12 protein-coding genes are annotated in these 12,202 nt (G+C 61.2%); 7 read left to right on the forward strand and 5 right to left on the reverse strand.

What is annotated here, in order from left to right; translation table 11 throughout:
- Window positions 1-105 precede the first annotated feature (105 nt).
- Window positions 106-675: a transglutaminase-like cysteine peptidase gene (locus tag GTW23_RS05855; RefSeq protein WP_252915016.1), complete on the reverse strand. Its 570-nt coding sequence runs from the start codon at window positions 673-675 to the stop codon at window positions 106-108.
- A gap of 337 nt (window positions 676-1,012) precedes the next feature.
- Between GTW23_RS05855 and urtA the strand changes: the two genes are divergently transcribed.
- The 5 genes from urtA (at window position 1,013) to urtE (ending at window position 6,930) form a co-directional block, all read left to right on the forward strand.
- On the forward strand, window positions 1,013-2,305 hold the full coding sequence (gene urtA / locus GTW23_RS05860; protein ID WP_152008214.1) for an urea ABC transporter substrate-binding protein: 1,293 nt from the start codon (window positions 1,013-1,015) through the stop codon (window positions 2,303-2,305).
- Window positions 2,306-2,368: 63 nt separating this feature from the next.
- Window positions 2,369-4,318: an urea ABC transporter permease subunit UrtB gene (gene urtB / locus GTW23_RS05865; protein ID WP_252915017.1), complete on the forward strand. Its 1,950-nt coding sequence runs from the start codon at window positions 2,369-2,371 to the stop codon at window positions 4,316-4,318.
- Window positions 4,319-4,321: 3 nt separating this feature from the next.
- Entirely contained in the window at window positions 4,322-5,494 is a 1,173-nt protein-coding gene (urtC, locus tag GTW23_RS05870; protein WP_252915019.1) for an urea ABC transporter permease subunit UrtC, read from the forward strand.
- Window positions 5,491-6,231 (forward strand): urea ABC transporter ATP-binding protein UrtD, encoded by a 741-nt coding sequence (gene urtD, locus GTW23_RS05875; protein ID WP_152008217.1) that lies wholly within the window; start codon window positions 5,491-5,493, stop codon window positions 6,229-6,231. Before urtC ends, urtD begins: the two co-directional genes overlap by 4 nt.
- 3 nt (window positions 6,232-6,234) lie before the next feature.
- Window positions 6,235-6,930, forward strand: coding sequence for an urea ABC transporter ATP-binding subunit UrtE (urtE, locus tag GTW23_RS05880; protein WP_252915021.1), 696 nt, complete (start codon window positions 6,235-6,237; stop codon window positions 6,928-6,930).
- 273 nt (window positions 6,931-7,203) lie between these two features.
- On the opposite strand, the gene GTW23_RS05885 is transcribed toward urtE, so the two are convergent.
- Complete coding sequence (locus GTW23_RS05885; RefSeq protein ID WP_252915023.1) at window positions 7,204-8,328, reverse strand: YeeE/YedE family protein; 1,125 nt, start codon at window positions 8,326-8,328, stop codon at window positions 7,204-7,206.
- Window positions 8,329-8,432: 104 nt separating this feature from the next.
- On the opposite strand from GTW23_RS05885, the gene GTW23_RS05890 reads away from it, so the two are divergent.
- On the forward strand, window positions 8,433-9,359 hold the full coding sequence (locus GTW23_RS05890) for an MBL fold metallo-hydrolase (protein WP_252915025.1): 927 nt from the start codon (window positions 8,433-8,435) through the stop codon (window positions 9,357-9,359).
- Here the strand turns inward: GTW23_RS05890 and GTW23_RS05895 are convergent.
- The 3 genes from GTW23_RS05895 to GTW23_RS05905 all read right to left on the reverse strand — a co-directional run bounded on the left by GTW23_RS05895 (window position 9,356) and on the right by GTW23_RS05905 (window position 11,230).
- Entirely contained in the window at window positions 9,356-10,441 is a 1,086-nt protein-coding gene (locus GTW23_RS05895) for a YeeE/YedE family protein (RefSeq protein WP_252915027.1), read from the reverse strand. The genes GTW23_RS05890 and GTW23_RS05895 overlap by 4 nt on opposite strands.
- A 91-nt stretch (window positions 10,442-10,532) precedes the next feature.
- Window positions 10,533-10,883, reverse strand: a complete 351-nt coding sequence (locus GTW23_RS05900; RefSeq protein WP_252915029.1) for an ArsR/SmtB family transcription factor — start codon at window positions 10,881-10,883, stop codon at window positions 10,533-10,535.
- The gene (locus GTW23_RS05905; RefSeq protein WP_152008223.1) at window positions 10,880-11,230 is read right to left on the reverse strand and encodes a thioredoxin domain-containing protein; all 351 of its coding nucleotides are present in this window, start codon (window positions 11,228-11,230) and stop codon (window positions 10,880-10,882) included. Before GTW23_RS05905 ends, GTW23_RS05900 begins: the two co-directional genes overlap by 4 nt.
- A 234-nt stretch (window positions 11,231-11,464) precedes the next feature.
- Between GTW23_RS05905 and GTW23_RS05910 the strand changes: the two genes are divergently transcribed.
- On the forward strand, window positions 11,465-12,199 hold the full coding sequence (locus tag GTW23_RS05910) for a cytochrome c biogenesis CcdA family protein (protein ID WP_252915031.1): 735 nt from the start codon (window positions 11,465-11,467) through the stop codon (window positions 12,197-12,199).
- Window positions 12,200-12,202 lie beyond the last annotated feature (3 nt).

Consider the following 12,202-nt stretch of genomic DNA (forward strand, 5'->3'; position numbering starts at 1 on the left):
ACAGGCTATCGGTATGACGGCAAGCGGTTGGACGGCAAAAGGGCCGTCTTTTCAAACGGCCCTGAGGGAATCAGCAAAACTTGGCAGTCTGCAGCCGGATGCGTGTCAGGGCGCGCGGCCGGTCTTGCCGGTTACCTGAAGCCATTTGCCGCCATGATCCGGCGCCTGGATCTTGCGGAAGCTCATTCGCGCGGATTGCACCGGCATAACCTCGTCGACAAGATTGTCGAGGACATAATCGCCATCGCGGGTTCTGACCACCAGCACGGTGTGCGCCTCGCTGCCATTGTATCCCATCGTCAGCAGAAGTTGGGAAGGCTTGAAGCCGCTACGCAACAGTTTTGCGCGTTTGGCGAGGGCAAAATCCTCGCAATCGCCCGATCGCGCATTGGCGGTCCAGAATTCCTTGCGACCGAAAGCGGTCTGGTCGGCTGCTGCCTTTATCGAGCGGTTGACCGCGCGATTGACGCCGTTGAGGAGGTTCTTTCGGGCGGGCGGCAATGCGGCATCGGCCGAACGTCCGCGGCAATCGAAAGCATTGCGTGTACAGTACTCCACGTGCCCGTAAGGCCGGGTGGTCTGTTTGCCCGTCTTGAGCCAGGTAGAAGCCAGCGCCGGAGACAGAAATGTGAACAAGGCAGCCAGAGCCGCGAGCATGAAAAGAGGTACGCTCATGGTTTGCATAGGTCTCCTTGTCTTGTGTTGCTCAAGAGGCCGAGCGCCTCATCTGGGCAGATAAGAAGCGAAAAATGACGATTACGCAAGTCTTGCCGGCGGAACTGTTTTCCGGAGGGCTTCCTTCTCCTGTATCCCGCGCCTGATGGCTGCGACAAGAATGTATAAAAAATGGACGCCGCCTAAATTGTAGGCAGAAATGTGCGCCTTTTTGAACATTCGTTTTCCACCATCCTGGCCTGGCGGATTAAGAAACCGTTAAAATCCGGCTTTCCTCGCAACTGGCAAGGGGCTTGCATTGATCACCCTCGTGGACACGAACAGCACGGAGGCTGACATGAAATTTACCACGAAATTGCGTATCGCAGGGGCGGCGGCATTTATTACAACAGGAATCCTGACCCAAACGGCATATGCGCAGGAGGAAACGATCAAGGTCGGCGTGCTGCACTCGCTGTCGGGCACGATGGCGATCTCGGAGACCACGCTCAAGGACACCATGCTGATGCTGATTGAACAGCAGAATGCAAAGGGTGGTCTGCTGGGCAAGCAGCTTGAGGCCGTCGTGGTCGATCCGGCATCCGACTGGCCGCTGTTTGCGGAAAAGGCACGCGAACTCATGACGGTTCAGAATGTCGATGTCATGTTCGGCTGCTGGACGTCGGTGAGCCGCAAGTCGGTTCTGCCGGTGATCGAGGAGCTGAACGGGCTTCTGTTCTACCCGGTGCAGTATGAGGGTGAAGAATCATCCAAGAACGTCTTCTACACGGGTGCAGCGCCCAACCAGCAGGCCATTCCTGCAACCGACTATTTCCTTGAAGAGCTCGGGGTCGAGAAATTCGCACTGCTGGGCACCGACTATGTCTATCCGCGCACAACCAACAAGATCCTTGAGCAGTACCTCAAGGACAAGGGCATCGCGGAAGCGGACATTTTCGTCAACTATACGCCCTTCGGTCATTCCGACTGGTCCAAGATCGTTGCCGACGTGGTTGCGCTCGGTGCAGACGGCAAGAAGGTCGGCGTGATCTCCACCATCAATGGCGACGCCAATATCGGCTTCTACAAGGAGCTTGCCGCTGCGGGCATTTCCGCCGACGACATTCCGGTCGTGGCTTTCTCGGTGGGTGAAGAAGAACTGTCGGGTCTCGACACCACCAACCTCGTCGGTCATCTTGCTGCCTGGAACTACTTCCAGTCCGCCGATGCTCCGGTGAATGCCGAATTCATCAAGGAATGGAAAGCCTTCGCCGGCGAAGAGCGGGTTACCAATGACCCGATGGAAGCCCACTATATCGGCTTCAACATGTGGGTGAATGCGGTCGAGGCCGCCGGCACCACCGATGTCGATGCCGTGCGCACCGCCATGTATGGCCAGAAGTTTCCGAACCTGACCGGCAGTGAAGCCGAAATGCTGCCCAACCATCACCTGACCAAGCCGGTGCTCATCGGCGAAATCCAGGAGGACGGCCAGTTCGACATCGTCAGCCAGACCGAGCCGGTTCCCGGCGACGCCTGGACCGACTTCCTGCCCGAATCCGCCGTGCTGGAATCGGACTGGAAGGAACTCGCCTGCGGCATGTACAACACCGAGACCAAGACCTGCGTGCAGCTCAATTCCAACTATTGATCTTCACCAAGGGAAGGGGGCCTTGCGCCCCCTTCCACCTTCCCAATTGGTCATTGTTCTCCCATGCTTCGCATCATCCTTTTTGTTTTTGCCGCTCTGACTGCGTTTGCGCCCGCCAAAGCGCAGGACGCTGATCTCAACGCGCTGCTCGAGACCTACCGGGCCAATATCGAAAAGCCTTCGCGCACCACCATCGGACCGGTGCTTGAAGACCTGGTCGACAGCCAGTTGCCCGCCGTGCCGGTGTTCCTGGAGAAATGGCGGGAGAAGGAGGTGTGGCAGCGGGAAAGCGATGGGCGGTTCTTCTTTGTCGAGGATGCTACCGACGGCAAGGTGATGCTGATCGATGTCGACAGCGGCGCGGAGGCCGGGCTTGCCGACAAGAACGATCTCGACAACCTCAAGCCCAACAGTGGCGTCCGTGGCGTGATAGCCGGAGCCTTGGTGCAGTTCCAGCTTTCGGACCCTGATCCGGAACGGCGGCTGCAGGCGCTGACAGCGCTGGAGCGCGATCCCGAAGCTTCGCATCTGAGCATTCTCAGAGGGGCGATTGAATCAGAATCTGATCCGGCCATCAAGGCGCGGAAGGAGCGGCTGCAGCGGCTCTTGACCATCCAGTTCGGCAGTGACCAGGCAAACAGGGTGGCTGCTATCGAAAGTTTTGCCGGTGATCCCGGCGTCGATGCGCGCGCGGCGCTCAATCCGCTGCTTGCGACCAGAGTGGAAGTGTTCGATGCGGTGCCCGAGGGCCTCAACGTCGCCAGGCTGCTGACGCCGGGCAGCGACATCGAGCCCCAGTCGGCCTACCAAATGCTGGTCGATGCCGGCAAGGCGCGGCCTGTGGTTCCGATGGCCGACCGCAAGCAGGCGCTGATCGACAATATCGAGAATGGCATGGTTGCCGGTACTCCGGTCGCCGAGCTGGTGACGCAGGCCGCACGCGACCGGGCCTATCTGGCGCTGGCGGCCGACGGCAGCGTGCCGCCACTGGTCACCCCGGACGAACAGCGTTCTGCAGTCGCCAATCACGTGTTTGCCGAGATCTACGCCGAAAAAGACCCGGTGCTGACCACGGCCGCGCGGGAAACGCTCGCCAACATCAGCGGTACGGTCGGTTTGTACCAGTTCGTCGATCTGGCGCTTGACGGGCTGTCGCTGGCGTCGATCTACTTCCTGGCCGCGATCGGGCTTGCCATCACCTTTGGCGTCATGGGTGTGATCAACATGGCGCATGGCGAGTTCATCATGATCGGCGCCTATACCGGCTATGTCGTGCAGCAGTTCATCCCGAACTACACCGTGTCGATCATCGTGGCGCTGCCGCTGGCCTTCACGGTTGCCTTCCTGGCGGGGGTGGCACTGGAACGGCTGGTGATCCGCTATCTGGCGCACAGGCCGCTTGAAACGCTGCTTGCGACGTTCGGCATTTCCATTGCGCTCCAGCAGATCGCCAAGAACATTTTCGGCACACAGGCGCGTCCACTGACATCGCCGTCCTGGCTCGATGGCGCCTGGGTGCTCAATGACGTGGTGTCGATCAGCTACATCAGGATCGCGATCTTCGTTCTCGCTCTCGCCTTTCTGGGTCTGCTGCTGTTCATTCTCAACCGCACACGGCTCGGGCTTGAGGTCCGGGCGGTGACGCAGAACCCGCGCATGGCCTCGTCGATGGGGATCAATCCCGACCGGATCAACATGCTGACTTTCGGCCTCGGCTCCGGCATCGCCGGTATCGCAGGCGTCGCCATCGGGTTGTTTGCGAAGGTCACGTCGGAACTCGGCTCCGGTTACATCGTGCAAAGCTTCATGACCGTGGTGGTCGGCGGGGTCGGCAACATCTGGGGGACGCTTGCGGGCGCCGGGATGATCGGCTCGCTGCAGAAGGTGATCGAGTTCTTCAATCCGTCCAACACACTCGCCGCGCAGACCTACATGATCATCTTCATCATCATCTTCATCCAGTTCAGACCCAAGGGCATCATCGCGCTCAAGGGCCGTGCGGCGGGGGATTAGATCATGGAACGCTCCCTTCTTGCCCGGCAGCCCTCGGTGCTCATCTTCATCGGCCTTCTGGCGGTGTTCACCATCGTGATCACCATTCTTTCGGAAGGTTTCGGGCTCGGCATCGTCTCAACCAGCTTCATCAAGATCCTTGGCAAGACATTGTGCCTGTGCCTGATCGCCATCGCCATGGATCTGGTCTGGGGCTATTGCGGGATCCTGTCGCTTGGCCATTTCGCGTTCTTCGGCCTCGGCGGCTACATGATCGGCATGTGGCTGATGTACGAGCGGACCAAGGATATCGTCATCGCCTCGCTGTCGAGCGGGGAACTGCCGGCAACGCCCGAAGAAATCCGCGAAGGCATCGGCACCCAGATCTTCGGTGTCGTCGGCGGCGCGGAGATTCCCATGGTCTGGTACTTTGCCGACAGCCTGTTCGCGCAGCTGGCGCTGGTGGTGCTGGTGCCTGGATTGCTTGCGCTGGTCTTCGGCTGGCTGGCGTTCCGCAGCCGTGTGACCGGGGTGTATCTGTCGATCCTGACCCAGGCGATGACCCTGGCGCTGTCACTCTATCTGTTCCAGAACGACTCGGGCCTCAGAGGCAACAACGGCCTTTCGGGATTGCAGAACATTCCCGGCCTGACCGAAGTGCCGCAATCGGTGGTCTCCGTCTGGTTTTTCCTGGCTTCGGCCTTTGCCCTGGGGCTGGGTTATCTGGTGGCTGCGTGGGTGGTCTCGGGCAAGTTCGGCAATGTGATCCGGGCGATCCGCGACGACGAAGCGCGCATCCGTTTCATGGGATACCCGGTGGAGGCCTACAAGCTGGTGGTGTTCACGCTGACCGCGGTGATCGCGGCGATTGCCGGGGCGCTTTACTATCCGCAGGCGGGAATCATCAATCCGGCCGAGATCGCGCCGATTGCCTCGATCTACCTCGCAGTCTGGGTGGCAATCGGCGGCCGGGGGCGGCTTTACGGCGCGGTCATCGGCGCGGCGCTGGTGTCGCTTCTGTCGTCCTGGTTCACCGGCGGGCAGGCGCCGAGCATCCCGCTGGGCTTCTACACCGTCAACTGGGTCGACTGGTGGCAGGTGCTGCTGGGCCTGGGCTTCGTGCTGGTCACGCTGTTCGCGCCGAAGGGCATTGGCGGGTTGTTTGACAAGCTGGTCAGGAAGGATGCCGCATCGTGAGCGCGCTTCTGGAAGTAACATCGATCTCGGTTTCGTTCGACGGGTTCAAGGCGATCAACAACCTGTCGTTCGAAATCGGCGGGCAGGAGTTGCGCGCCATCATCGGGCCGAACGGGGCGGGCAAGACCACCTTCATGGACATCGTCACCGGCAAGACAAGGCCGGATGAGGGCCGGGTGCGGTTCGGCGAACCACAGCTCGATCTGCTCAGGCTGTCTGAAAGCCAGATCGCGCGGGCAGGGGTCGGACGGAAGTTCCAACGCCCAACGGTGTTCGAGGCGCAGAGCGTGCGCGACAATCTGATGATGGCGCTGAGCAATGACCGGCTGCCGTTTTCGGTGCTGCGCTACAAGGCTTCGAAGGAAGACGCGGCGCGGGTGGCGGCGCTTGCCGGGGAGATCGGGCTGTCGGGCGAACTCGACCGCACCGCAGGCGAACTCTCGCACGGGCAGAAGCAATGGCTCGAGATCGGCATGCTTCTGGCGCAGGATCCGAAGCTGCTGCTGGTTGACGAGCCGGCTGCAGGGATGACGCTTGGCGAACGCGAACACACCACCGACCTGTTGCGCCGGGCGGCCGAAACCCGCGCGGTCGTCGTGGTTGAGCATGACATGGAGTTTGTCCGCCGGCTCGATTGCAAGGTTACGGTGCTGCATGAAGGGTCGGTTCTGGCGGAAGGGTCGCTTGATCATGTGACCGGCAATTCCGAGGTCATTGATGTCTATCTGGGGCGCTAGAGAATGTTGAATGTTGAAAACCTGACCCTGCATTACGGCCAGTCCCAGATCCTCAAGGGGATTTCGCTGAAGGCCGATGTCGGGCAGGTCACCTGCGTGATGGGCACCAACGGGGTCGGCAAGACCAGCCTGCTCAAGGCGATTTCCGGCGTGCATCACCGCTCCGGTGGCGCCTACTCGCTGGCGGGCGAGACGATCGGAAAGCTTCCGGCCTACCAACTGGCCGCGAAGGGTGTTGGTTATGTGCCGCAGGGCCGCGATATCTTTCCCCTGTTGACGGTCACCGAGAACCTGGAGACCGGGTTTGCCTGCCTGCCGCGCCCGGAACGGAAAATTCCGGATCACATCTACGAGCTGTTCCCGGTGCTCAAAGACATGCGCAACCGCCGTGGCGGCGACCTGTCGGGCGGCCAGCAGCAGCAGCTTTCGATCGCCCGGGCGTTGATCACCCGGCCGAAACTGCTTCTGCTCGATGAGCCGACCGAGGGCATTCAGCCCAACATCATCCAGCAGATCGGGCGGGTGATCGCGCTTTTGAGGGATCAGGGCGAGATGGCGATCGTGCTGGTCGAGCAGTATTTCGAGTTTGCCTACGGCCTTGCCGACCGGTTCTGCGTGATCGAGCGCGGAGAAGTGAAAATGGCTGGCGACCGCGAAAGCCTGAGCAAGGAAACCCTGCGGGCGGCGGTTTCGGTCTGAGCCCAGGCAGCGGCCGGACTGCCCGGAATTTGGGCGGGTGCCGCATTTTCCGTGCTGCTCTTGCTCATTGCAAGTGCAACGATTTCAACACGTTCAGTCTGAAACGGCGGAGAGCCTCAATCTCGAGGGTGTTCTGAAATTGGCACGGTTCATGCATCTGACAAGCCAGATCCAGAGGGGATCATAACGACGCTCGAAAAGAGCGCTTTGAAGGCCGTCAGGCAGCAAGCCGCTCATCCCGGATGTACGGATAGCGCTTCGCCTGGCGGTCTTTCAGATTCCGGGCTGAAGCTCGCTGCCCCGGGCGTCGGGGCTGGCAGCCAAGGCCTGCGGCGGAACAGTCCGGCCCGCCATCTTGCGGTCGACGACCCAGTCGGTGACAGCTGCCGCGATCCAGATCGCAAACAGGGTCACCCAGGCGGTCAGCGCAAAGATGCTCGCCCCGGTCACGCCGGCGCCGACGGCGCAGCCGCCTGCCAGCATGCCGCCAAAGCCCATCAGGGCCGCGCCGGCCAGATAGCGTCGCATCGAGCCGCCACCCTCAAAGCCCTGCAGTTCGAGTTCACCGGTCACCCAGGCGGCCAGGAAAGCGCCGATGAAGACCCCCGGAACCAGGCCGACGTCGAAGTCGATCATCGAGCCGGGAGAGGACAGGAACAGCATCAGCGTGTCGGCGGACGGTCCGGTGAAACTGAGCGATTCGAGCTGAACCGGCTCGAAGGCTATGGAGGTCATGGCATTGGTGAACCACCAGGCAAGCGGAATGCAGGCACCGACTGCGAAGGACGCGGTGGTTTTCCAGATCCCGACCTTGCGCCACAACGCCAGAAACAAGCTTGCAGCAAGGCCGGCCAGAACGAGGCCGAGAGCGGTCTGTTCGGACACGGAGGAAAGCACCAGCAGATCGTTTGATCCGATCGACAGGGTGGTCAACGGTGTTGCAAGAGCTTCGCGAAGCGGTGAGAGAAAGCCGTGCAGGCTGGCCTGGGCGACGACGGCGAAGACCAGGCCTGAAAGCAGGGCGCGCAAATTGCCGGTCGCCGAAAGTACCAGAAGCCGGGACGAGCATCCGCGCGCCAGCACCATGCCGGTGCCGAACATGAGGCCGCCGATGGCGGCGCCCGAAAGGCTTTGCGGCGAGGCCAGTTGCCGTGCTTCGGTGGCGGTAAAGAGGTCGAATGCGCTGAGCAACATGGTTCCGGCGATGGCCGTGGAGAAGACGATCAGCCAGATGGCGACCTTGCCGCCAACGTGTCCGCGCGAGAATTCAATTGCCGCAGCGCGCAGGCAGAACCGGCTCTGTTGCGCAAAAGCGCCAAAAATCGCGCCGATCACTGCGCCGCCGATCAGAAGTGCAAAATTGTCGCCGAAATGGTCAGCCAGAAACTCAAGGTTCATGGTATCACCCCCATGAGGCCAAGAACACCTTATTGCGGTCCAGGGCATTGACCTGGGTCAAGACAAAGGCAAATATTCATATAAATCTATATGGGAGAAAGATCATGGCACCGTTCATTCAGACACGCCGCACATTCCTGCACTCCGGCATGGCTGCGGCCGCGACGCTGGCCTCGCCGGCCTGGCTCAAGGGTGCCAATGCATTTGAAATCGGAGATGCGGTGCTGACCAGCGTCAGCGACGGCAATCTGGTTCTGCCGCTGAGCTTTTCCTATCCGAATGCGCCGCAGGACGAACTCGTTGCACTGCTTGAAAAGAACGGCGAGCCAACCGATTCACTGACGCCCGACTGCAATGTGCCGATCCTGAAAACGGCTGACCGGCTGATCATGTTCGATGTCGGCTCGGGTTCCAACTTCATGCCGTCGGCTGGCAAGCTGCTCGACAATATGGCGGAGGCGGGATTTGATCCGGCGGATGTGACAGATGTGATCTTCACCCATGGCCATCCCGATCACCTCTGGGGGCTGATCGATGATTTCGATGAAATCGTCTACCCAAATGCCAGTTTCCACATGGGGCGGGCCGAGTGGGAGTTCTGGAGCGACCCGGGCACGGTCGACGCCATGCCGGAAGAGCGCAAGACCTTCGCGGTCGGGGCGCAGAACCGGCTGGCCGTTCTCGCCGACATGATCAACCTGTTCGAGCCCGGCGCGGAAGTCGTGCCCGGGGTGGAGGCGGTCGACACGTCCGGCCATACTCCCGGCCACATGTCCTACATGGTGCATGGCGGCAGCAGTCCGGTGTTGATCGCCGGCGACGCGATCACTCATTTCGCGGTGTCATTCGCGCATCCGGGCTGGCCCAGCGGGTCCGATCAGGATGCGGAAAAGGGTGTCGCCACCCGGCTCAAGCTGCTCGACCGGTTGGCTGCGGACAAGGCGATGCTGACTGCCTATCACCTGCCCAAACCGGGCGAGGGCAGGGTTGAACGGGATGGTTCGGCTTACAGGTTCGTCGCTTCCGCCTAGACCTTGGGGGCACGCCAGTCGGCGATAAAGCTGAACGGCGTGCCTTCGACCAGCATGCCCAGCCCCATGCGGGCGCCAGCCGCAATCGAGATCATGACGATTGGGGCGGAGATCGCCATCACGGAAAACGCGCTGACGCCCTGGCCGATGGTGCAGCCCAGCGCGAAGACGCCGCCGGTTCCCATCAGGAAGGCGCCAAGCAGGTGACGGCTGAGTTCGCGCGCATCGTCGCAGGCTTCCCAGCGCATGTCGTCGGAACGAAATGCGGAGACCGCAGCGCCGAGGAAGACGCCGACGACGAGGCCGACGCCGTAGTCGGGGAGTTCGCCGGTGACGGTTATGATCTGCAGGATGGTTTCACCGACCGGCATGACGAAGGAACCTGCCTCGACCTGGACCGGGAAGTAGGCCTGGGCCGCGAAGTTGCTGGTAATCACCCAGCCTGCCGCGATGCACAACCCGATGATGACACCGGCGCTCAGCCGGCTCCGATCGGCGCGGAAACTGGCGGATCTGAAAACCCAGTAGAAGCCGAAGGCGCCGATCACCAAGGCGAGCGGAAGGCTGGTTTCCAACCCGCTCGCGTGTGACAGCAAGGCGCCCAGCGATTGTCCGCCAAAGTCTGTCAGGTCAATTGAAAGAGGATCAAGCAGGTTTGCGCGGATGTGGGCGGTGACGCCGCGCTGGGCGGCGAGGGCAGCCAGTCCGAGCCCGGTCAGTACCACCAGCGCGCGCAGATTGCCGCCGCCGAGCCGGACCAGCGCTCCGAAGCCGCAGGTGCCGACCAGCGCCATGCCGACGCCAAACATCAGTCCGCCGATGATCGCGCCGGCGATCGGCAGGGGTTCGGTCAGGTAGAACGAGGTATCTATGGAGGCGATGCCCGCGGCGCTCAACAGCTGGGTTGCGACCAGTGCGGTCATGGCGGCGAGAACCCAGGCGCGCAACGGGCCATCGTCGTTTGCATACCAGTGGCGCTCCAGCGCTGCCATGGTGCAGAAGTGGCTCCGCCTCGCGGCATAACCGATGATCGCGCCGACCAGACAGCCCGACAGCGAAAGCAGCCATCCTGAATCGATCATGATGGTTTTCTCCTCCATTTGAGGGCCGTCCCACAGGCCCTGAAGCAAAGCTTATGCAGTGACCGGTGCGGGCGCAAGCGATGCTTGGGTGTCAACCGTCCTGCTCATCGGCATCACACAGCAGTTCGTAAAGCGAGGTCACGACCGCCGAGATGCCGGGGTCGGTGATCGAGTAGTGGATGATACGGCCTTCGCGGCGGGTGCTGACCAGGTGATCAAGCCGCAACCGCGCCAGTTGTTGCGAGACCGCCGCTTGCGGCAGCGCCAGCAAGTGCTCCAGTTCGGAGACGGTCTTTTCATTCTCCGACAGAAGCCACAGGATCAGCAGCCGGGTTTCATGGGACAGTGCCTTGAGAATGTCGCTGGCCTTGCGGGCCTGGCCGGCAAGAAGGGTGATGTTCTGCCCGTTGAAATTCTGGCCTGCCGACTGTTCGGGTGTCATTGCTCCAGCTTCGCCAGCATTTCATCGACAAGCGCCCAGAAGAACTGATCGCCGGGATAGCCGCGCAACCTTGCGATCTCCCGGCCGTCCTCGACCAGAACAAAGGTCGGGGTAAACCGCTCGATCGGGATGCCGGCGAGATCCTCGGGGAGGGGCTGGTGAATGTCGACATGGCGCAGCGGCGCGCGCTGGCCCTGCTCGGTCTTTGGCCAGGCGGGCGCGATCTCCTCGTTGAATCGCTGGCACCAGGCGCAGCCGGCTTGCTCGAACATGATCATTTCGGCGGCCATGACCGGGGTCGAGAGAGCCAGGCCGAGGGCCAGTGCAGCGGCATAGACAGTGCTCATGAGGCCGGTCCGATCTTTTGAAAATAGTGATTGCAATATATATGCAATTTTGCATATCTTGCAATCGCATTCTGGTTTGCCCCCGGTTTGCGGGAGGCGCGATGGGGCAGGATAACAATGTGTTTGTTTCGTGCAATTGATATGGCAGGAGCAGACCCGGCATGCACCAGGTTCATATAATTGTTTGGTTCCGGCGGGTCAGATCCGACAGTCGGCGCCAGGGGAGGGTTTCTGATGATCGATGTCGGGTACGGCGCCGCGTTTCTGGCGGGGTTGTTGTCGTTCTTCTCGCCCTGCGTGCTGCCGATCGTGCCGCCGTATCTGGCCTACCTGGCCGGCATGAGCTTCAATGAGGTCAAGAATGCGGATGCAGACAACGTGGCCTCGCGCCGGATCGCGCTGGCCTCCGTAGCCTTTGTTCTGGGTTTCAGCACCGTTTTCGTATCTCTTGGCGCGACCGCCAGCGTCATCGGTCAGTCCGTCGCCCGCTATTTCGATGTCCTTGCGGTGGTCGCTGGCGTTCTCATCTTGTTGATGGGACTGCATTTTCTCGGGGTGTTCCGCTTTGCGCTGCTCTACCGGGAAGCCCGGGTACAGGTCGAGCGCAAGCCCGCGGGCATGGTTGGCGCCTATGTCATGGGGCTGGCCTTTGCCTTCGGCTGGACACCCTGCGTCGGACCGATCCTTGCGGCGATCCTGTTCATGGCCGCGGCCAAGGAGAGTGCGGGGCAGGGGGCGCTTCTGCTCGGGCTCTACGCACTCGGAATCGGCATCCCTTTTGTCATCGCGGGCTTTTTCGCGAGCCGTTTCATCCGGTTTTCGACCCGAATCAAGAAACATATGGCTGTCATCGAAAAAGCCATGGGCCTACTTCTGGTGATCACCGGTATCCTGTTCATGACCGGTCAGATGTCACGGATCGCACAATGGCTGCTTGAGATGTTCCCGGCATTCGCTACGATTGGATAGGAG

It is taken from the genome of Parahoeflea alexandrii (genome assembly GCF_024105735.1).
In the GTDB taxonomy this organism is placed as follows: domain Bacteria; phylum Pseudomonadota; class Alphaproteobacteria; order Rhizobiales; family Rhizobiaceae; genus Hoeflea; species Hoeflea alexandrii.